At 74.7% G+C, this 20864-nt stretch carries 19 protein-coding genes; 11 read left to right on the top strand and 8 right to left on the bottom strand.

Features of this window, described 5'->3' with window-relative positions:
• Positions 1-157: 157 nt before the first annotated feature.
• The gene (locus tag AB0B97_RS26810) at positions 158-559 is read left to right on the top strand and encodes a ChaB family protein (protein ID WP_234588399.1); all 402 of its coding nucleotides are present in this window, start codon (positions 158-160) and stop codon (positions 557-559) included.
• 55 nt (positions 560-614) lie between these two features.
• Here AB0B97_RS26810 and AB0B97_RS26815 read toward each other — a convergent pair whose 3' ends face one another.
• A complete protein-coding gene (locus AB0B97_RS26815; RefSeq protein WP_357497469.1) occupies positions 615-2048 on the bottom strand; it encodes an aldehyde dehydrogenase family protein in 1434 nt (477 codons plus the stop codon).
• A 72-nt stretch (positions 2049-2120) separates the two neighbouring features.
• Here AB0B97_RS26815 and AB0B97_RS26820 point away from each other — a divergent pair, with 72 nt between their 5' ends.
• Complete coding sequence (locus AB0B97_RS26820; protein ID WP_234588367.1) at positions 2121-3731, top strand: NAD(P)/FAD-dependent oxidoreductase; 1611 nt, start codon at positions 2121-2123, stop codon at positions 3729-3731.
• A gap of 50 nt (positions 3732-3781) precedes the next feature.
• Here the strand turns inward: AB0B97_RS26820 and AB0B97_RS26825 are convergent, their stop codons facing one another.
• The 3 genes from AB0B97_RS26825 to AB0B97_RS26835 form a co-directional block, all read right to left on the bottom strand.
• On the bottom strand, positions 3782-4549 hold the full coding sequence (locus tag AB0B97_RS26825; RefSeq protein WP_234588366.1) for a polyprenol monophosphomannose synthase: 768 nt from the start codon (positions 4547-4549) through the stop codon (positions 3782-3784).
• 108 nt (positions 4550-4657) lie between these two features.
• Entirely contained in the window at positions 4658-5659 is a 1002-nt protein-coding gene (locus tag AB0B97_RS26830; protein WP_357497472.1) for an SDR family oxidoreductase, read from the bottom strand.
• Complete coding sequence (locus AB0B97_RS26835) at positions 5656-6102, bottom strand: SRPBCC family protein (RefSeq protein ID WP_357497474.1); 447 nt, start codon at positions 6100-6102, stop codon at positions 5656-5658. Before AB0B97_RS26835 ends, AB0B97_RS26830 begins: the two co-directional genes overlap by 4 nt.
• Positions 6103-6360: 258 nt before the next feature.
• On the opposite strand from AB0B97_RS26835, the gene AB0B97_RS26840 reads away from it, so the two are divergent.
• Genes AB0B97_RS26840 through AB0B97_RS26875 form a run of 8 tightly spaced genes read left to right on the top strand, consistent with a single transcriptional unit; the run spans position 6361 to position 14952 of the window.
• Complete coding sequence (locus tag AB0B97_RS26840) at positions 6361-7932, top strand: HAD-IIIA family hydrolase (RefSeq protein ID WP_357497805.1); 1572 nt, start codon at positions 6361-6363, stop codon at positions 7930-7932.
• Entirely contained in the window at positions 7929-8903 is a 975-nt protein-coding gene (locus tag AB0B97_RS26845; RefSeq protein WP_234588362.1) for a glycosyltransferase, read from the top strand. Before AB0B97_RS26840 ends, AB0B97_RS26845 begins: the two co-directional genes overlap by 4 nt.
• Positions 8888-10105, top strand: coding sequence for a glycosyltransferase (locus tag AB0B97_RS26850; protein ID WP_357497476.1), 1218 nt, complete (start codon positions 8888-8890; stop codon positions 10103-10105). Before AB0B97_RS26845 ends, AB0B97_RS26850 begins: the two co-directional genes overlap by 16 nt.
• On the top strand, positions 10102-10809 hold the full coding sequence (locus AB0B97_RS26855; protein ID WP_357497807.1) for an SIS domain-containing protein: 708 nt from the start codon (positions 10102-10104) through the stop codon (positions 10807-10809). The genes AB0B97_RS26850 and AB0B97_RS26855 overlap by 4 nt, the downstream gene beginning before the upstream one ends.
• A 16-nt stretch (positions 10810-10825) precedes the next feature.
• Entirely contained in the window at positions 10826-12337 is a 1512-nt protein-coding gene (locus AB0B97_RS26860; RefSeq protein WP_357497478.1) for a PfkB family carbohydrate kinase, read from the top strand.
• On the top strand, positions 12334-13035 hold the full coding sequence (locus AB0B97_RS26865; protein ID WP_234589389.1) for an SDR family oxidoreductase: 702 nt from the start codon (positions 12334-12336) through the stop codon (positions 13033-13035). Before AB0B97_RS26860 ends, AB0B97_RS26865 begins: the two co-directional genes overlap by 4 nt.
• Positions 13032-13985 carry a glycosyltransferase family 9 protein gene (locus AB0B97_RS26870; protein ID WP_357497480.1) on the top strand — a complete coding sequence of 318 codons (954 nt, stop codon included), beginning with the start codon at positions 13032-13034 and terminating at the stop codon, positions 13983-13985. Before AB0B97_RS26865 ends, AB0B97_RS26870 begins: the two co-directional genes overlap by 4 nt.
• The gene (locus tag AB0B97_RS26875; protein ID WP_357497482.1) at positions 13969-14952 is read left to right on the top strand and encodes a DNA topoisomerase IB; all 984 of its coding nucleotides are present in this window, start codon (positions 13969-13971) and stop codon (positions 14950-14952) included. The genes AB0B97_RS26870 and AB0B97_RS26875 overlap by 17 nt, the downstream gene beginning before the upstream one ends.
• A gap of 169 nt (positions 14953-15121) precedes the next feature.
• On the opposite strand, the gene AB0B97_RS26880 is transcribed toward AB0B97_RS26875, so the two are convergent.
• Together AB0B97_RS26880 and AB0B97_RS26885 are read right to left on the bottom strand one after the other, a co-directional pair.
• Positions 15122-16156, bottom strand: coding sequence for a helix-turn-helix domain-containing protein (locus AB0B97_RS26880; protein WP_357497484.1), 1035 nt, complete (start codon positions 16154-16156; stop codon positions 15122-15124).
• 10 nt (positions 16157-16166) lie between these two features.
• A complete protein-coding gene (locus AB0B97_RS26885; protein ID WP_357497486.1) occupies positions 16167-16928 on the bottom strand; it encodes a TetR/AcrR family transcriptional regulator in 762 nt (253 codons plus the stop codon).
• A gap of 81 nt (positions 16929-17009) precedes the next feature.
• Here AB0B97_RS26885 and AB0B97_RS26890 point away from each other — a divergent pair, with 81 nt between their 5' ends.
• Positions 17010-18608: an MFS transporter gene (locus AB0B97_RS26890; RefSeq protein ID WP_357497488.1), complete on the top strand. Its 1599-nt coding sequence runs from the start codon at positions 17010-17012 to the stop codon at positions 18606-18608.
• Here the strand turns inward: AB0B97_RS26890 and AB0B97_RS26895 are convergent.
• A complete protein-coding gene (locus AB0B97_RS26895) occupies positions 18598-19101 on the bottom strand; it encodes a hypothetical protein (RefSeq protein WP_234589383.1) in 504 nt (167 codons plus the stop codon). The genes AB0B97_RS26890 and AB0B97_RS26895 overlap by 11 nt on opposite strands.
• Positions 19102-19168: 67 nt before the next feature.
• A complete protein-coding gene (locus AB0B97_RS26900; protein ID WP_357497491.1) occupies positions 19169-20800 on the bottom strand; it encodes an ATP-dependent DNA helicase RecQ in 1632 nt (543 codons plus the stop codon).
• Positions 20801-20864: the final 64 nt, after the last annotated feature.

Consider the following 20864-nt stretch of genomic DNA (forward strand, 5'->3'; position numbering starts at 1 on the left):
TGCGCCCCGGCCACCGGATGACCGGTCGTCCGGTCGGGCCTGGCGGGCCGATACCCGGAGTGGGAAATCGACAAACCCGTGCCGACATCGCCGTGTTTGCCGTGCCGCCCGCGGGGAACGGTCATCGATGACCCTGTCGAGGATCCAGGAGGACGAGATGCCCGGGCGCGAGGACATGCCCAGCACGCTGCGACGCTCCCCGGACAAGGCGCAGCGCACCTGGGAGAAGACACACGACTCGGCGGTGGAGACCTACGGCGAGGGCGAGCGGTCGCACCGCACCGCCTTCGCCGCGGTGAAGCACCAGTTCGAGAAGGTGGGCGACCACTGGGAGCCGAAGGGCCGCAAGGGCCCGAGCGACCGCCAGGCCGCCGGCGGCGGCCCGGAGCGGCGCGCACCCACCGCCGGTGGGGTGGACGCCAACGCCAGCAAGGACCACCTCATGTCGGTGGCCCGCAAGCTGGACGTACCCGGCCGGTCGAGCATGACCAAGCCGGAGCTGGTCACGGCCATCGAGAAGGCCAACGACCGGGCCACCCGCAAGGCTCGCGGCGACTGACCCACACACAGCACGGTACGGGCGGACGCGCCACCCCTGCGTCCGCCCGTACCGTTCACCAGTGCCCGCCGCCGGGCGCCTCGATGTGCACCGCCTTCGTGGCGCTGAACTCGTCCAGCAGCTCCGGGCCGTACCCGAAGCCCTGCCCGCTGGCCCGGCGGGGATGCGCGGCACCGCCGGGCGCCCCGCCGAACACCGAATTGATCTTCACGGTGCCCACCGGCAGCTCCCGCCAGGCCCGCTGCGCATTGCTCATCGACGCGGTCAGCACCGTCGCGGCCAACCCGTACTCCGAGTCCGCGGCGCAGGTCAGCGCCTCGTCGAAGGAGTCGACCACCACCACCGGGGCGACCGGCCCGAACGTCTCCTCCCGCACCAGCACCATGTCGTGCCGGCAGTCGGTCACGACCGTCGCCGGGTAGTACGCCCCGGGCCCGTCCGGCACCTCCCCGCCGGTACGCGCCCGCGCGCCGGCCGCCAGCGCCGCGCTCACCTGCCCGTGCACGTGGTCGCGGTGCCGCCGGTCGACGAGCGGGCCCAGCTCGGTGTCCGGGTCCCGACCCGGCCCGACCCGCAGCGCGCCGGCCCGCCGCACCAGCGCCGCCACGAAGTCGTCGGCCACCTCCCGGTGCACGTAGATCCGTTCCACCGCGACGCAGATCTGCCCGGCGTTCGCGAACGCTCCGAGCGCGGCCTGCTCCGCAGCCCATTCGGGGTCGACACCCGCGTCGACGACCAACGGGTCGCTGCCGCCGTTCTCCAGCAGCACCTTCGCGCCCGTGCGGGCCGCGGCGGCGGCGATCTGACGCCCGGTGGCTGTGGAACCGACGTGCGCGACCACGTCCACGTCCTGTGCGGCCAGTGCCGCGCCGACCTCCGGACCACCGGTGAGCAGCGACAGCACCCCGGCGGGCAGCGCCTCGTCCAGGGCCCGCGCCAGCAGCCAGCCGGTGGCCGGCGTCCGCTCGCTGGGTTTGTAGAGCACCACGTTGCCGGTGACCACTGCCGCGCCGAGCAGTCCGCAGGAGACCGCCACCGGGTCGTTCCAGGGGGTGATCGCGGCGACCACGCCCCGCGGCTGGGGCGTCATGAAATCCACCGCGTCCGCCGCGCCGTTCAACGTCCGCCCGCCGCGCAGCGGGGCCAGCTCCGCGTACTGTCGCAGGGTGCCGATGCCCGCCTCGACGCCGCCGCGGGCGTCCGCGAGCGGCTTGCCCATCTCCGCGGTGACCGCCGCCGCCAGCTCGTCGGTGACGGCCGCGACCGCGTCCGCCGCCCGGTGCAGCGCCGCCGCCCGCTCCGCCGGCGCGGTAGCCGCCCACGACGCCGCCGCCTCCCGCGCCGCCTGGGCCGCCTTGCCGACCTCGTCGGCGGTGGCCACCGGCACGGAGCTGACCGGTTCGCCGTCCGCCGGATCGTGGACGACCAGCTCGCCGCCGGCCCCGCCCGCGCCCCACACCCCGCCCACCAGCTGCGCAACCGTGTACATGCGGCGCTGGATGCCCCGGCCCCGGCGAGACAAACGCGTTTCGCCCGGTTGCGCGCCGGGTAGGCGGATCGGGTGACTACCACCGGCGCGCAGAGCGCGGACGCCGTCGTCGTCGGAGCCGGGCACAACGGCCTGGTCGCGGCGAACCTGCTGGCCGACGCCGGGTGGGACGTGGTGGTGCTGGAGGCGACCGCCGTACCGGGCGGCGCGGTCCAGTCCGCCGAGGTGACCGCCCCGGGCTACCTGAGCGACCTCTACAGCTCGTTCTACCCCCTGGGGTACGCCTCGCCCGTGCTCGACGGTCTCGACCTGGGCCGGTACGGGCTGTCCTGGCGGCACGCCCCGGACGTGCTGGCGCACCTGCTGCCCGACGGCCGAGCGGCGGTGATCAACCGGGATCCCGACGTCACGGCCGCCTCGCTGGAGCAGTTCGCCCCCGGCGACGGCAAGCGCTGGCTGAACGCGTACACCGACTGGCTCGACGTGGCCGAGCCGATGCTGACCACCATCACCACGCCGTTCCCGCCGGTGCGCGGTGGCCTGGGCCTGCTGCGCCGGCTACGGGTCGCGGGCGCCCTGCGACTGGCCCGCCGACTCGTGGTGCCCGTGCGCAAGCTCGGCGACGAGCTGTTCGACGGTCCGGGCGGGCCGGCGCTGCTCGCCGGCTGCGCCCTGCACACCGACCTGTCCCCGGAAGAGGCCGGCTCCGGCGTGTACGGCTGGCTGCTGGCCATGCTCGGCCAGCAGGTCGGCTGGCCGGTGCCCGACGGCGGCGCGCGGCAGATCACCAACGCGCTGGTGGCCCGCCTGTCCGAGCGCGGTGGCCGCATCCTCTACGGCGCGCGGGTCGACCGGGTGCTCACCGCGCGCGGCCGGGCGATGGGCGTGCGCACCTCAGGTGGCGCGCTGTGGCGGGCCCGCCGGGCCGTCCTCGCCGACGTGCCGGCCCCGGCCCTCTACCTCGACCTCGTCGGGCCGGCGGCGCTGCCGTCGCGGCTGGTCGAGGACCTGGCGCACTTCCGGTGGGACGGCTCGACGCTGAAGGTGGACTGGGCGCTCTCCGCCCCGGTGCCGTGGACCAACCGGGAGGTCGCCGGCGCCGGCACCGTGCACCTCGGCGCGGACCTGAACGGACTGACCCGCTATGCCGGCGAGCTCGCCCGCGGCGAACTGCCCCGCGACCCGTTCCTGCTGGTCGGGCAGATGTCCGTGGCCGACCCGAGCCACTCGCCGCCGGGCACCGAGTCGCTCTGGTCGTACACCCACCTGCCGTTCCGGCAGGACTGGCGGGCCGAGGAGATCGCCGGGCACGTGCAGCGCATGGAGGACGTGCTGGAGGCGGCGGCCCCGGGCTTCCGGCAGCTCATCGTGGGACGGCACGTGGCCGGGCCCGCCGAGCTGGAAAAGGGCGACCCGAGCCTGGTCGGGGGCGCGCTCGGCGGGGGCACCGCCGCCGCGTACCAGCAGCTGTTCCTACGCCCGATCCCCGGCCTGGGAAGGGCGGACACCCCGGTCGACCGGCTCTTTCTGGCCAGCTCGTCGGCGCACCCGGGCGGCGGGGTGCACGGCGCACCGGGCGCGAACGCGGCCCGCGCGGCCCTGGCCCGCGACCGCGCGCTGACCGGCACCGCCTACGCGGCGGCGATCGCCACCGCGCACCGAGCCGTCTACCCCCCGACCTGATCCGTCGACCGGGAGGTCCGCGACGCGAACCTCCCGGTCGACGAGGTGCGTCAGTTGGTGATGTTGCGGTGCTTGCTGCGGAGGCGGAACGGCATCAGGGCGCTCTCGACCTTGGTCGCAGTGGTCATCTTGGAGACGCCGTCGCGCCGCTCCTCGAAGCGGATCGGCACCTCCAGGATCGTGTGGCCCAGCTTGGTCGCCAGGTAGTGCATCTCGACCTGGAAGCTGTAGCCGTTGGACTGCACGCGGTGCAGACCGATGTCCTTCAGCGCGTCGGCCTGCCAGATCTTGAAGCCGGCGGTCAGGTCACGGATGCGCACCCGCAGCAGCGTGTGCACGTAGAGGTTCGCCCATCCGCTGAGCGCGCGCCGGTACAGCGGCCAGTTCTCGTCCAGCTCGCCACCGGGCACGTACCGGGAGCCGATCACCACGCCGGCCTGGGTGGAGAGCAGCGCGCCCAGCATCCCCGGCAGCGCCTCCGGCGGGTGCGACAGGTCGGCGTCCATCTGTGCCACGAACTCGGCGCCGCCCTCGAGAGCCCGGCTCATCCCGTCCACGTACGCCCGACCCAGGCCCTCCTTGCCGGCCCGGTGCATCACCTCGATCCGCTCCGGATACTCGATGGCCAGCTTGTCGGCCACCTCTCCGGTGCCGTCGGGGGAGTTGTCGTCGGCGACGAGGATGCGCAGGCCCGGCAGCGGCAGCGCGAGCAGCCGCTCGACCAGCGCCGGGAGGTTGCCCGCCTCGTTGTAGGTGGGCACGACGACGGTCAGCTGTGCGTCTCGCCACGGCGACGGCAGTTGGACGGGCTCGATCATGTCGGACATCCTCGGTTTGCGGACTGGGCTACCTCAGAGGGTAGCCAGTTGCCCGACCCGGATTGAAAAGGCTCCCCGTCGATCGGGCGGCCGCAGGTGGCGGCCCGCTCAGCGCAGGCGACGGGCCATCGCCGTGAGGGCCATCGCGACGCCGGCGAGGGCGAGGCCGGACAACGCCGGTTTGTGGGTGCCCACCCAGAGCGCCGCCGAGCGCCGCCGAGCCTGCTCGCCGAAGATGCCCGCCGCGCCCCGGTCCCGGTCGTCGTCGCCGGGGTGGTCCAGGTTGTCCCGCCAGGTCGCCGGGTCGATCTCGTCGCCGGTCTGCTGGCTGTCGTACCCGTCGCGGGCCAGCTTGCGATCCAGCAGGCCGGGGATCAGGATGTCGCCGAGGCGGGCCTGCCACGTCGGGCCGCCCACGTTCAACTCCCGGGTGCCCCGGTCGGCGGCCCAGACGATGGCCCGCGCCGCGACCTCGGGCGCGAAGATCGGCGGCACCGGCTGTGGGTGCCGGGGCAGCCGGGTACGCACCCAGGAGAACTGCGGCGTGTTCACGGCGGGCAGTTGCACCATCGACAGCTTCACGCCCGGGCAGTCGTGCAGCAGCTCGGCCCGCAGCGAGTCGTTGAACCCCTGCACGGCGTGCTTGCTCGCGCAGTACGCCGACTGCAGCGGAATCCCCCGGTAGGCCAGCGCGGAGCCCACCTGCACGATCGCGCCCCGACCACGGGCGCGCATGTGCCGCAGCGCCGCCAGGGTGCCGTGCACCGTGCCCAGGTACGTCACCTCGGTGACCCGGCGGAACTCGCGGGCCGGGATCTCCCAGGCCGGCGCGAACACCGACACCATGGCGTTGTTGATCCACACGTCGATGGCGTCCCAGTGGTGCACCACGTCGTCGGCGGCCTGCTGCACGGCGCCCGCGTCAGCGACGTCCACCTGGTACACCCGTACGTCCGCGGCGCCCAGCGAACGGCACTCCCGCTCGGCGGCGGCCAGCCCGGCCGCGCCCCGGGCCAGCAGCGCCAGCCGGGCGCCCCGGGCCGCGTACGCGCAGGCCACCGCGCGGCCCACGCCGGCGCTCGCGCCGGTCACCACCACCGTCTGCGTCACCGGGCGCCCTTCTGTCGGGTGGCGATGTCCGAGAGCCGGTCCAGCGTCTCCCGGTTACGCAGGTGCAGGACCAGGTCGTTGGCCTTGTTGCGCACCCAGCGCAGCGGACCGGCCGCGAAGTCCTCGCCGAGGCGGACGCGGGTGGCGCCGCCGTCGACCGGTTCCAGGGTGAACGCCACGATCGCCTCGCCGGCCGGCCACAGGCCGGCGCGCAGCACCAGCCGGTGCGGCGGCTCGCAGGCCAGCACCGTCGAGGCGTCCTGCAACGAGAACGGCCACGGCCCGGCCCGGTGGTGCAGTTGGCTGCCCACCCGCGGCCAGGCGTCGTCCACGTCGCGCACGTGCGCGGTCCCGACCACCCAGTCGCTGTACGTCCACCCGTCGGCCAGCACGTCGAACACCTGCTGCGGGGCAGCGTCGATCACTTTCTCCACTATCGCCACTGGGCTCCCATACCCGCCTCCCGGCGGAGGCTAACGGACCTGCGGGTTAGCTTCTCGGAAGTGGCGGGTAAGGCCGACCCGGGGCACCGCCGGCGGCGTTGGCCCACGGCGCCGACGACGACGTTTACTCCTCGGGGCGCCGGGAACCCGCCGGCTGTGCGACAGGACCAGGAGGATCCGTATCAGTGCAGGTCAGCCCGGGTTTACGCCGGTGTTGGCCGGGCTGGTCGCGGGCCTGTCGCACCCACCGGGGGAGTCCTGTACGACGCGGTCCTGCTCGACCGCGACGGCACCCTGATCGAGGATGTGCCGTACAACGGTGACCCGGAGAAGGTCCGTCCGGTCCCCGGGGCGCGGGCCGCGTTGGACCGGCTGCGGGCCGCCGGGTTGCGCCTGGCGGTGGTGACCAACCAGTCGGGCCTGGCCCGGGGCTACTTCAGCGAAGAGCAGATGCGGGCGGTGCACGCCCGCGTGGAGGAGCTGCTGGGCGGCTTCGACGCCTGGCTGGTCTGCCCGCACGACGACTCCGACCGGTGCGACTGCCGTAAGCCCGCGCCCGGTCTGGTGCACGCCGCCGCCCGCGAGCTCGGCACGAGCGCGTCGCGCTGTGTCCTGGTGGGCGACATCGGCCGCGACGTGGGCGCCGCACTGGCCGCCGGGGCGACCGGGGTGCTGGTGCCGACCCCGGTGACCCGACCGGAGGAGATCGCCGCCGCCGGCTGGGTGGCCGCGGACCTGCCCTGCGCGGTCGACGAGATCCTGCGCCGCCAGCGGGCCGTGCAACCCGCCGAGGTCGGCGAACGGGTGGGCACGGCGTTGGTGGTGCGGTCGGACTCGGCCGGGGACGTGCTGGTCACCGGGCCGGCGATCCGCGCCGTCGCGGCCGGCGCGCGGCGGGTGGTGCTGCTGTGCGGCCCCCGGGGACGCGCCGCCGCCGAGCTGCTGCCCGGCATCGACGAGATCATCGAGCACCCGCTGCCGTGGATCGACCCCGCGCCGGCGCCTGTCGACCCGGACGCCATGCGGGACCTGACCGCCCGTCTCGCCGCTGTCGGCGCGGACGAGGCGGTGGTGTTCACGTCGTTCCACCAGTCCGCCCTGCCGCTCGCGTTGCTGTTGCGGATGGCCGGGATCACCCGGATCGCCGCGATCAGCGACGACTACCCGGGCTCCCTGGTGGACATCCGCCACCGGGTGCCGGTGGGCGTCCCCGAACCCGAGCGGGCGCTCTCCCTCGCCGCGGCGGCCGGCTACCGGCTGCCGGTCGGCGACGAACCAGTGCTCCGGCTCCGGGCCGACGCCGTGGCGCCGCGCCCGGCCGCTGCCGGTGACCCCGGTTACGTGGTGCTGCACCCCGGGTCGGCCGCGTCGAGCCGGGCCTGCCCGACCGAGCTGGCGGCGCGGATCGCCGCCGCGTTGACCGCCGCCGGGCACCGGGTGCTGGTCACCGGCGGGCCCGACGAGCGTACGGTCACCGCCCGGGTCGCGGCGGCCGGCGGCACCGACCTGGGCGGCCGGACCGACCTGGCCGCTCTGGCCGCGCTCGTCGCGGACGCCGCCGCCGTGGTGGTCGGCAACACCGGACCCGCGCACCTGGCCGCCGCGGCCGGGGTGCCGGTCGTGAGCCTGTTCGCGCCGACAGTCCCGTTCGGGCAGTGGGGGCCGTACCGGGTGCCCACCGTCCGGCTCGGCGACGCGAGCGCGCCCTGCCGGGACACCCGGGCGGCCACCTGCCCGGTCCCGGGGCACCCGTGCCTGAGCGGCGTCGACCCGGCCGAGGTGGTCGAGGCGGTACGCACGCTCGTGCCCAGCGGTGGTGGCAACCGATGAACATCCTGCTCTGGCACGTGCACGGCTCCTGGACCACGTCCTTCGTGCACGGCAGCCACCGCTACCTGATCCCCACCACACCCGACCGTGGCCCGTACGGCCTCGGCCGGGCCCGCACCTACCCGTGGCCGGACAGCGCCGTCGAGGTCGCCCCCGACGACCTGCCCGGCAGCGACGTCGACCTGGTCATCCTGCAACGTCCGGAGGAGATCGACCTGGCCGAGCAGTGGCTCGGGCGACGCCCCGGGCGCGACGTGCCCGCCATCTACGTCGAGCACAACACCCCCAAGGGCGACGTGCCGAACACCCGCCACCCGATGGCCGACCGCGCCGACCTGCTCGTCGCCCACGTCACCGGGTTCAACCAGATCTTCTGGGACACCGGCGCGACCCGCACCACGGTGGTCGACCACGGCATCGTCGCGCCGGCCGTGTCGTACACGGGTGAACTGGACCGGCTCGCCGTGGTGATCAACGAGCCGGTGCGGCGGGGCCGGGTCACCGGCACGGACCTGCTGCCCGAGTTCGCCGCGATCGCGCCGCTGGACGTGTTCGGCATGGGCGTCGCGGGACTCGCCGACCATCTCGGGCTGCCCGCCGACCGGCTCACCAGCCACGACGACGTGCCCCAGGACCGGATGCACGCCGAGTTGGCCCGTCGGCGGGCGTACCTGCACCTGTGCCGCTGGACCTCCCTCGGGCTCAGCCTCATCGAGGCGATGGCGATCGGCATGCCTGTCGTCGCGCTCGCCACCACCGAGGCCGTGACCGCGGTGCCACCGGAGGCGGGGGCGCTCGCCACCCGGATGGACACCCTGCTCGACGCCGCCCGCCGGTTCATCGCCGAGCCGGCGGCCGCACGTCAGGCCGGCGTGGCGGCACGGGCCGCCGCGCGGGACAGGTACGGCCTCGACCGTTTCCTCGCTGACTGGGACCGGCTGCTGGAGGAGGAAGTATGCGGATCGCGATGATCTCGGAGCACGCCAGCCCGCTCGCCATCCTCGGAGGCGAGGACGCCGGCGGCCAGAACACGCACGTCGCCGAGCTGTCCGCCGCGCTCGTCGCCGCCGGGCACGAGGTGCGGGTCTACACCCGCCGCGACGCCCTCGACCTGCCGGTGACCGTGCGCGCCCCGGACGGGTACGACGTGGTGCACGTGCCGGCCGGTCCGGCCGAGCCGGTAGCGAAGGACGCGCTGCTGCCGCACATGCGGGAGTTCAGCCGCTGGCTGGTCGAGCGGTGGCGCGGCGGGGACTGGACGCCCGAGGTGATCCACGCGCACTTCTGGATGAGTGGCCTGGCCGCGTTGAACGCCGGTCGGCAGACCGGGGTGCCGGTGGTGCAGACGTACCACGCGCTGGGCACGGTCAAGCGCCGCTACCAGGGCGTTCAGGACACCAGCCCGGCCCGGCGCATCTCCTACGAGCGGGAGCTGGGCCGCTCGGTGGACCGGGTGGTCGCCCAGTGCCGCGACGAGGTCGGAGAGCTGGTCCGGATGGGCGTGCCCCGGTCCCGGATGACGGTCGTGCCCTCCGGGGTGAACCTCGCCTCGTTCTCCCCGCTCGGGCCGGTCGCCGACCGTGCGCCGGGCCGGGCCCGGATCCTGACCGTCGGCCGGCTGGTCGAGCGCAAGGGTTTCCAGACGGTGGTCCGTGCGATGGCGCTGGTGCCCGACGCCGAGTGTGTGGTGGTCGGCGGCCCGCCCGAGGGGCTGCTGGAGACCGACCCGTACGCCCGCAGGCTGCGCGCCCTGGCCGAGTCGTGCGGGGTCGCCGACCGGGTGCACCTCGTCGGCGCGGTGCCCCGGGAGGAGATGGGCCGCTGGTACCGCTCGGCGGACCTGCTGGTCGCCGCGCCCTGGTACGAGCCGTTCGGGCTGACCCCGCTGGAGGCGATGGCGTGCGGCGTACCGGTGGTCGGCACCGCCGTGGGCGGCATCCGCGACACAGTCGTCGACGGCACGACCGGCGACCTCGTACCGGCCCGGGACCCCAACGCCCTCGCCGCCGCGATCCAGCGGCTGCTCGACGACCGGATCCGCCGCTTCCGGTACGCCACGGCGGCGCGCGAGCGGGTCCGGTCGCGCTACTCCTGGGCGGTCACCGCGGAACGCCTGGCCGAGGTGTACGGCGAGGTCGTCGCCGTGCGGCGGCCGAGCCGGGTGGTGGCCTGATGCCGGCGGGCAGCCCGCTCGACGTGCACCTGACCAACCTCGCCGCGGCACTGGCGCCGTACCGCAGGTGTGAACCGCAGCTGGCGCGCTGGGGCGCGGCCCTGGCGCACCGGCTGGCCGGCGGCGGACGGCTGCTCGTCGCCGGCAACGGTGGCAGCGCCGCCGAGGCCCAGCACCTCACCGCGGAGCTGGTGGGCAAGCTGCGCGACGACCGCCAGCCCCTGTCGGCCATCGCCCTGCACGCCGAGACCAGCGCGGTCACCGCCATCGCCAACGACTACGGCTACGCCGATGTCTACGCCCGCCAGGTCCGCGCCCACGGCCGGCCCGGCGACGTGCTGTTGCTGCTCAGCACCAGCGGCACCAGCGGCAACCTGCTCGCCGCCGTGCAAGCGGCGCGCGACGCCGGCCTCACCACCTGGGCGCTCACCGGGCCCGCCCCCAACCCGCTCGCCGACGCCTGCGACGAGGTGCTGGCGGTGCCGTCGGCCGACAGTCAGGTCGTCCAGGAGCTGCATCTCGTGACCAGCCATCTGCTCTGCGAGTACCTCGAACAGGAACTGCCCGCAGCGCTTGCCGTGACAGGTGCCGCCGCGGGCGTGCCCGCCGAGCCGGCGCCGGCCGGTCGGCTCGCGTCCGGGCCGGTGCGGACCGGGGTCGAGGTGGTGCTCGACGGCGGGGCCGGACAGCAGGTCGACGCGTGAGGATGAGGAGGAAAGCGTGAGGGGACCCGTGGTGGTGGTCGGGGACACCCTGCTCGATCGGGACGTGGAAGGGGTGGTGAACCGCCTCTGCCCGGACTCCCCGGTCCCGGTGCTCGACGAGACGTCGGCCGTCGACCGGCCCGGCGGCGCCGGCCTCGCGGCGGTCTTCGCGGCCGCGCAGGGCGCCGAGGTGGTGCTGGTCACCGCGCTCGCCGACGACGCCGGTGGCGCGCGGCTCAGCGCGCTGCTCGCCGCGGCCGGCGTGCAGGTGTACCCGCTGAGCCTGGCCGGGGCGACGCCCGAGAAGATCCGGTTGCGGGCCCGGGGCCGGGTGCTGCTGCGTCACGACCGGGGCGGCGCCTCCGGTGAGCCGGGCCAGCCGTCCGACGAGGTGCTGCGGGTGCTCGCTGCCGCGTCGGCGGTGCTGGTCAGCGACTACGGCCGGGGAGTGGCCCGCCAGCCCGCGCTGCGTGCCGCGCTGGCCGCCACCCGCGCGCCGGTGGTGTGGGACCCGCACCCGCGCGGTCCGGCGGCGGTGCCCGGGGTGCACCTGGCCACCCCGAACGAGTCGGAGGTACGCGAGCTGGTCCCCGCGCTGCCCGGCGCGTCCCGGCTGGCCGCCGCGTCCCGGGGCGCGCAGGGGCTGCGGCGGCGGTGGCGGGCCGGCGCGGTCGCGGTGACGTTGGGCGGGGACGGCGCGTTGCTCTGCCACGCCGGATCGACGCCGCTGGTGGTGCCCACCCCGGGCAGCGCCGAGGGCGACACCTGCGGGGCCGGCGACCGGTTCGCCGCCGCCGCCAGTCTCGCCCTGGCCGAGGGCGCGCTGGTCTCCGAGGCGGTGCAGGCGGCGGTCGCCGAGGCGTCCGCGTACGTGGCGGGCGGGGGAGTGGCCACGGCCCTGCCGCCACCGGAACAGCCGCTTTCGCGCATCCTGCGAGCGGGCCGCGCACCGGCGAGCGGGCACGCGATCGCCGGCCCGGGTGGCGAGCGGGTGGGCATCGCTGCGGTCGCCACGCTGCTCGCCGAGGTGCGGGGTGCCGGCGGCACCGTGGTGGCCACCGGAGGCTGCTTCGACCTGCTGCACGCCGGGCACGTGGCCACCCTGCAGGCCGCCCGCCAGCTCGGCGACTGCCTGATCGTCTGCGTGAACTCCGACACCAGCGTGGCCGGCTTGAAGGGGCCGGACCGGCCGGTCATGTCCGAGGGTGACCGTGCCCGGCTGCTGGCCGCGCTGAGCTGCGTCGACGCGGTCCTCGTCTTCGACGAGCCGACGCCCGAGGCGGTGCTGTCCTGGCTGCGCCCCGATGTCTGGGTCAAGGGCGGCGACTACGCCACCGGCGGCGGCGACGAGGCCGGGCTCCCCGAGGCCGAGGTCCTGCGCCGCTGGGGCGGGAACACCGTGGTGGTGCCGTACCTCGACGGTCGTTCCACAAGTGACCTGATCGCCCGTTCGGCCGGCGATCCGGCGCCCGGCCTGGGCGGACGACCGCAGCAGCCGGTGTCGACGACGCGGGAGCGCGCCCGATGACCGCCACGAGGCCCGGCGCCGGGCCCACCGTCCTGGTCACCGGCGGCTCCAGCGGGCTCGGCGCGGCGGTGGTCGCGGCGGTGGCCGCCTCCGGTGGCCGCCCGCTCGTGCTGGACCGGCAGGCGCCGGCCGACGGCGTGTCGTGGACCGAGTGCGACCTCGCCGACACCCGCGCCGCCGAGGTGGCCACCGTGCACCTCGCCGAGCAGGCCGGTGGCCTGGACGCGGTGGTCACGGCGGCCGGCATGGACGTGCCGGGTCGGCTCGCCGACGTGCCGGGGGAGACCTGGGACCGGATCGTCGCCGTGGACCTGCTGGCCACCGCCGCGGTGATCCGGGCCGCGCTGCCGTTCCTGCAGACCTCCCGCGGTCGCATCGTCACCGTCGCCTCGACCCTGGGGGTCAAGGCGGTCAGCGACGCCACCGCGTACTGCGCGGCGAAGTTCGGCGTGGTCGGGTTCACCCGCGCCCTGGCCGCCGAGCTCGCCGGCGAGGTCGGGGTCACCCTGCTCATTCCGGGCGGGATGCGGACCGCGTTCTTCGACGAGCGCGACCCGCAGTACAAGCCGGGGCCGGACGCCATCCTCAACGACCCCGTGGACACCGCCGCGGCGGTCATGTTCGCGCTCAACCAGCCGCCCGGCTGCGCGGTGCGCGAGCTGGTGGTCTGCGCCGAGCAGGAGACGTCGTACCCGTGATCCTCGTGCTGCGCGCCCTCGGCGTCGGCGACCTGGTCACCGCGGTGCCGGCGCTGCGGGCGTTGCGGGCCGCGTACCCCGACCGGGAGCTGGTGCTCGCCGCGCCCGGCGGCCTGGCCCCGCTTGTCGACCTGGTCGGGGGCGTCGACCGGCTGGTGGACACCGCCGGGCTGGACGGGCCGTCCTGGCCCGGCCCCGCCCCGGAGGTCGCGGTGAATCTGCACGGGCGCGGACCACAGTCGCATCGACTGCTGGCCGCCGCCCGTCCGGGGCGGCTGCTCGCCTTCGCGAACGCCGACGCCGGGTTCGGCGACGGGCCGCGGTGGGTCGCCGACGAGCACGAGGTGGACCGCTGGTGCCGGCTGCTGTCCTGGTACGACATTCCGACCGACCGCCGGAATCTCGGCCTGCGCCGGCCCGCGACGGCTGGCCGGCCGACCGGCGCCACAGTCCTGCATCCGGGCAGCAAGGTCCCCGCCAAGCGGTGGCCCGCCGAACGGTTCGCGGCCCTGGCCCGGGCTCTCGACGAACGGGGGCACCGGGTGCTGGTCACCGGTTCGGCCGACGAACGCGCGCTGGCCGCCCGGGTGGCCGACGAGGCCGGCCTGGCGCCGGACGCTGTGCTGGCCGGCCGGACCGATCTCGGCGCGCTGGCCGCGCTGGTCGCCGACGCCCGCCTGGTGGTCAGCGGGGACACCGGCGTGGCCCACCTGGCCACCGCGTACGGGACCGCGTCGGTGGTGCTCTTCGGGCCGGTGCCCCCGGCGGCGTGGGGGCCGCCGCCGGACCGGCCCCGACACCGGGCGCTGTGGGTCGGCGACGGGGATTTGCACCTGTGGGACGGGGTAGGAAGCCACCCGACACTGACGGCCCTGCGCCTCGACGAGGTGCTGGCCGCCGTGGACGAGGTGGAGAGGGCGGTGCGGGTCTCCGGTGCGGTTGCGGCGTAGCGACCCGGGTCGGCCCGGTTACGGGCGACGCCGGCGCGGCAAGGGCTGGAGCTTCGTCGATCCGGGCGGCGCGGTCGTGCGGGATCCCGCCGTCCTGGCGCGGCTGCGGGACCTGGTGATCCCGCCGGCCTGGGAGAACGTGTGGATCGCGCCGCACGCGAACGGGCACATCCAGGCGACCGGCGTCGACGCGGCCGGACGCAAGCAGTACGTCTACCACCCGGTGTGGCGGGAGAAGCAGGACGCGGCGAAGTTCGACCACATGCTGGAGGTGGCCCGGCGGCTGCCGGAGCTGCGGGATCGGGTGGGTCAGGACCTCAGCGGGCGAGGGTTGGGCCGGGACCGGGTGCTGGCGACCGTGGCCCGCCTGCTCGACATGGGGATGTTCCGGGTCGGCAGCGACCAGTACGCGGCCGGCGACGACCCGACGTTCGGGGTGTCCACCCTGCGTCCGGAGCACGCCCGTAGGCGCGGCGACTGCGTGGTCTTCGAGTTTCCCGCCAAGGGCGGCATCGAGCAGGTGCGCCGGATCGAGGACCCGGAGCTGTGCGAGGTGCTGGTCAACCTGCGCCGGCGTCGTCGACGGGCGGAGCGGCTGTTCGGCTACTGGGACGGTCGGGAGTGGCGCGACGTGCGCAGCGACGAGGTCAACGGCTACCTGCGCGATGCCAGCGGCGGCGAGATGACCGCCAAGGACTTCCGCACCTGGCATGCCACGGTGCTCGCCGCCGCGGAGTTGGCCGCGGCCGACCCGGCCCGCTCGACCACCGCCCGGCGCAGGGCGGTGGCGGCGGTGATGCGTGCGGTGGCCGAGCTGCTGGGCAACACCCCGACGGTGGCGCGGACGTCCTACGTGGACCCCCGGGTCGTCGACCTCTACCACGACGGAGTGGTGGCACCTGTGGATCCGGGTGCGCCTCGTGCGGAGATCGAGCGGATCGTGTTGGAGTTGTTGGAGAAGGCCTGACCGGCCCCGCCGACGATCCTGGGGGGGAAGCGACGGGGCCGGAGCCTCGGCCCGGGGGCGGCACCGGGCGGCCGCCCGCCGCATCCCGCGGCGGGCGCCTCGCCACGGCCCCCGTTCGTGGCCGCTGTCGAGCCCGGGTGCGCGGGCATTGCCTCGGCCACGTCGGTCGTCAGTCTGCCCGGGACGAGTTGACTCTGGACGCCAGGCGGTTGACGGGCCGCGCCGGAAGCGCCATGCCGTCGCGACACTCCTGCGGGCTCATCCCGTACTCCGCCCGGAACACGCGACTGAAGTGGGCCTTGTCGCCGAAGCCCCAGTGCGCGGCGATGACCTGCACGGGCTGGGTCCGCAGCGTCGGGTCGGTCAGGTCACGCCGGCACCGGGCCAGCCGAAGGTCCCGGATGTACGACGCGACGGTGGCGTTCTCGGCCTCGAAGAGGCGGTGCAGGGTGCGCAGCGAGATGTGCTGGGCGTCCGCGACGACCTGCGGGCTGAGCGTCGCGTCGCCCAGGTGGCGGTGGATGTACGCCTGCACCTGGGCGACCAGCGCCCGGCGGCGGACCTCCGTCGGCACCGCGTCCTCGGCGACGAGATGCCGGCCGAGCATTGTGGTGACCAGGTCCAGCCCCACCGCGCCGAGCCGGTCGGCGTCGGCGGCGTGGTACTGCTCCCGATGGCCGGTCACCTGGAGCAGGAACTGCGCCAGCAGCGCCCCGAGCCCCTCGCTGCCGGACATCCGGCCGCCGTAGAGGGCGACCATCCGCTGGCGTGGCAGCGGCAGTGCGTCGTGCGGGATCAGCGTGATGATCGAGGTGGCCGGGGTCCGTTGCGGATCGGTCGAGTGGTGACAGACGTCGTGTTCGCGGGAGGCGTCGTAGAAGGTGAACTCGCCGGCCAGGATCTCGCTGCGACGACCGTCCTGACTGGACGTGCCGACGCCTCCGGTGGTGAGGGCGAGCACGTAGAGTTCCGGGTCCGACCGGCGGACCAGCTTGCGGGTGCGGGTGGCGTCCAGCGACGGGTACTGGTACTCGACCAGTTGGATCGCGCCGAGGTCGACGAAGTCGGCCCGGGCGGCGAAGTCGGCCGTGTGTTCGGATCGGATCCGCAGCGGCGCGGAGGTGCGCGCCACCAGGTCCAGCCACATGCCGAACCGTTCACCGGGTGGCAGGACCGTGGTGTCGACGGTCTCGACGGGCAGCATCGGGGCCGCCTCAGGCCGCTCGGCGGGCGATCAGCGCCTCGATGCCGTCGAGGATCCGGTCCAGGCCGAACGTGAACTCGTCGTCCGGGTCGTCGTCCTGGTCGAGGACGCCGGCGTTGAGCACCCGCAGCAGCGCCGGGAAACGGGCCGGGTCGATCAGGCGGCCCACCATCCGGCCGTACGCCGGCATCAGCTCGCCCGGCTCGATGCCGGCGGCCCGGCTGCCCTCGGCGATCTGGTTGGTGAGTGTCGCCTCGTTGCGGACGTACCCGGTGATCAGCAGGATCACCGACATCTTCTCGGCCTCGGCCAGGACGGTGGCGTCCATGCAGCGCAGCCCGTCCTCCATCCAGTCGAGCTGCTGGGGCGTGACAGGTGGGCCGGTGATCGGCACGTGCAGCAGCCAGGGGCGCTGTCGCAGCACGTCGTGTTCGGCCCAGGCCCAGCGGGTCAGGCGGGCACGCCAGTCGTCGTCCGGCGCGGCCGGGCCGGGCGACGGGCCGTAACCGGCGTCCACCATGAGCATCAGCAGCTCGTCCTTGGAGCCGACGTGCCGGTAGAGGGCCATGGTGGCCGCGCCCAACTCCTTGGCCACCCGGCTCATCGAGACGGCCGTCAGCCCGTCGGCGTCGGCGACCCGCACGGCGGCGTCGACGATGGCGGGCACGCTGAGGCCGGGTCGGGGGCCCCGCGGCGGCCGCTCGCGCAGGCCCCAGGCGCTCTCGATGGCCGGCGGGAGCGCCGGGCCGGTGTCGTCTTGCGTCTCCGCCACATTTCCTCCTTGCCCCGCCATCCTAGTTCTGCGTATGGTCTACGCATAACAGCGTACGTCATACGCAGAAGGAGTCCTCCCATGACAGCGACGACCTCACCGGCACCCCGCGCGGGCCGGCGGGAGTGGATCGGGTTCGCGGTGCTGATGCTGCCGCTGCTCCTGGTCTCGATGGACGTGTCGGTGCTCTACTTCGCCGTCCCGTTCATCAGCGAGGAGCTGCGGCCCACCGCCACCCAGCAGCTCTGGATCTTCGACATCTACGGTTTCGTGCTCGCCGGACTGCTGATCACCATGGGCGCGCTCGGCGACCGGATCGGCAGGCGTCGGCTCCTGCTGCTGGGCGCCACCGCGTTCGGCGCCGCGTCCCTGCTGGCCGCGTACGCCGACAGCGCCGCGACGCTGATCGCCGCGCGCGCCGTGCTCGGCGTCGGCGGGGCCACCCTGATGCCGTCCACGCTCGCCCTGGTGCGCAACATGTTCCACGACGCCAAGCAGCGGGGCACCGCGATCGGCATCTGGACCGCCACGCTCACCGGCGGCATCGCCGTCGGTCCGGTGCTCAGCGGCGTCCTGCTGGAGCACTTCTGGTGGGGCTCCATCTTCCTGATCAACATTCCGGCGATGGTGCTGCTGCTCCTGCTCGCCCCGGTCCTGGTGCCCGAGTTCCGCAACCCGGTGCGCGGGCGGTTCGACCTGCTCAGCGCGGCGCTGTCGCTCGGCGCGCTGCTGCCGGTGATCTACGGCATCAAGGAGATGGCCCGCGACGGCGTCAGCGCGGTCCGGGTGCTGGCGGTCGTCGCCGGTCTGCTCGTCGGGGCGCTCTTCCTGCACCGGCAGCGGACCCGGGCTCACCCGATGGTCGACCTGGCGCTGTTTCGCCGCCACGGCTTCGCCGGGTCGCTCGCGGTCAACCTGCTGGCGATGTTCGCCCTCGTCGGGTTCGCCATCTTCACCACCCAGCACCTGCAACTGGTGCTCGGCCTGAGCCCGCTGCGGGCGGCGCTGTGGAGCCTGGTGCCGTCCCTCGCCGTGGGCGGCGTCGCCCCGGCCGCCGCCGCGCTCGCCCAGCGTGTCGAGCGGGCGTACCTGATCGGCGCCGGCTTCGCGATCGCCGTGCTCGGCTTCGCGGTGCTGACCCGGGTCACCCCCGAGACGCCGCTCTGGCTGCTGCTGGTCGGCGCCAGCGTGTACGCGGGCGGCCTGGTGATGGTGATGTCGCTGGTCACCGAGCTGGTCCTCGGTGCGGCGCCGCCGGAGCAGGCAGGTGTCGCCTCCGCGCTGACCGAGTCCAGCAGCGAGCTGGGCGGCGCGCTGGGGATGGCCATCCTGGGCAGCGTGGGCGCCGCGATCTACCGCCGCGAGGTCCTGGACGAGCTGCCGGCCGGGCTGCCGGCCGACGCCCGCGACGCGGCCGGGGAGACGCTGGGCGGCGCTCTCGCCGTGACCCGGGGACTGCCGGCGGAGGTGGGAGACGCGGTGCTGCACGCGGCCCGGTTCGCCTTCACCGACGGGCTGCACCTCGCCGCGATCGCCGCCATGGTGGCGATGGTTCTGGGCGCGGTGGTCGCGCTGGTGACGCTGCGTGGCGTCCGGCCGGCCGACCCGGCGGCACTGGCCGCCGAGCCGACCGAACCGGGCGGTACGCCGCTGTCGGAAACGTCGTCGGTCAGTCGTTGAGCACGTGGGCGAGCCGGTCGCGGAACCGCCGCTCGGAGTCGCTCACCGACTCGCCGCCGAGGCCGAGCAGCCCGCCGCTGGACGCGGCGCCGACCACCTGGTCCGCGATCTTCACGAGCCAGTGCTTGTACGCCCCGGCCTCGCCCTCGTCGACGCGGGCGGCCAGCAACGCGGACGCCTCACCGGCCCGCACCAGCACGTCGTCGATGTACCCCTGCGGGTCGGCGGGCGCGATGACCGGCAGCTCCTCGCCGGCCTCGGGGTCGCCGACCTGGGTCACGATCTCGCCGGCCACGGCGGCGACCAGCGGGCTGGCCGACTCCCGGCCCGCGCCGATGGTCTCCAACCCGGCCGCGTTCTCCGCCATGGTCCGGCGGGTGCCGTCGGACTCGGCGGCGCTCGCCGCGGTCAGCACCGACTGCGGAAGACCGACCAGCAGCCCCCACTCCCCGTCGGAGAAACCGAAACCGGTGTACGCCGGCTGCTCGATCACGGCAATGCCCCTTCCGCCCTGCTCAGTGTGGTCAATCCACGGGCCCCGCACCGGTGCCCGGGTCAGGCTAGTCCAGGGTCAGCAGACCCTGCTCGGACACCACGCGCACCGACAGGGTCTTGTACCCGACCTCATCGAAGAGAACCGTCATCTTGTCGTCCTCGTGGGAGAGCACCAGGCCGTGCCCCCACTCCGCGTGGCGCACCTGGCTGTGCACCGGAAACGGCCCGACCGCGCCCTGGTCGGCCACGCTGGTGCCCCGGTGGCAGTTGTCGCAGTGCGCGCAGACCTCGGTCATCTGCTCGCCGAAGTAGGCCAGGAGGGTCTGCCCGCGACAGGCCGTGGTCTCGGCGAAGGCCCGCATCATGTCGGTGCGGGAGCGGGTCACGGTCTGCTGGCGTTCCGCCTCGGCCAGCGCCGCCGCCGCCGCGTCGGTCGGGGTGGGCGAGTAGCGGGGAGCCCCGATGCGCTGGCGGGCGCGCGGCTCGGCGGCGCCGACCTGCTCCAGCAGCGACAGGTACTGGCCCAGTTTGCGCGGGCCGAGACCGGTGGTCTCGCGCAGCTCGGTCTTGGTGGCCGCCTTGCGGCGCAGCAGCGCGGCCAGGTCCCGCAGCTCCTCGGAGTCCGGCAGGCCGCCGCTGAAGAATCGTTGCAGGCCGACGTCCTCGGCCTGCCAGAGCAGCAGCACCCGGGCCGGCTGCCCGTCGCGCCCGGCGCGGCCGATCTCCTGGAAGTAGCTGTCCGGCGAGTCGGGCAGCGCCATGTGCACCACCCAGGCGATGTTCGGCTTGTCGATACCCATGCCGAACGCCGAGGTGGCCACCATGATCGGCACCTCATCGGCGAGGAACGCCTCGTGCAGCTCGTTGCGCGCGCCGGTCGCCATCCCACCGTGGTAGAACTGCGCCGGGAAGCCAGCCCCGGTCAACCGCTCGGCCAGCTCCTCGGCCGACCGGCGGGTCGGCACGTAGATGATCCCCGGTCGCTCGTCGTCGCGCAGCAGCGCGATCAGCCGCCGCCACCGGTAGTCCTCGGTGGGGCAGTGCGCCACCTCCAGGAACAGGTTGGGCCGGTCCAGCCCGGACACCACCACCTCCGGCTCGCGCAGCCGCAGGCGGGCGATGATGTCGTCGCGTACGGGCGGCGAGGCGGTGGCGGTCAGCGCGACCACCGGCGGCCGGCCGATGCCCTCGATGAGGTGGCCCAGCGCCAGGTAGTCGGGCCGGAAGTCGTGCCCCCAGGCGGAGATGCAGTGCGCCTCGTCGATCGCCACCAGCGCCGGCTTCAGCGCGGCGACCTCGGCCATCCGGTCCGGGTTGCTCAACTGCTCCGGCGTGATGAACAGGAACTCCGCGCGGCCCGACTCGATCTCGGCGATCGCCTCGGCCTGCTGCGCGGCCGACTCGTTCGAACTGATCCGCACCGCCCGCAGCTCCGGACGCTGCCGCTCGTTGAGCGCCGCGATCTGGTCCTGCTGGAGCGCCAGCAGCGGAGAGATCACCACGGTGGGGCCGGGGATCAGGCTGGCCGGGATCTGGTAGATCGCCGACTTGCCGGCGCCGGTGGGCAGCACCACCAGGGCGTCACGGCGCTTCATCACCGCACGCATGGCGGCGAGCTGGTTGGGCCGCAGCGCGTTCCAGCCGAAGAGGCTCCGCGCCGCGCGGCGCAACGTCATCGAGTGCGTGGACAGTTTCATCGAGGGCCGGAGGTACCCGAGCCCATGACCGCCGAAACGCGTTCGGCGATCATGGGCTCGGCGG

This window comes from Micromonospora sp. NPDC049004, from assembly GCF_040649315.1.
Taxonomy (GTDB): Bacteria; Actinomycetota; Actinomycetes; order Mycobacteriales; family Micromonosporaceae; genus Micromonospora.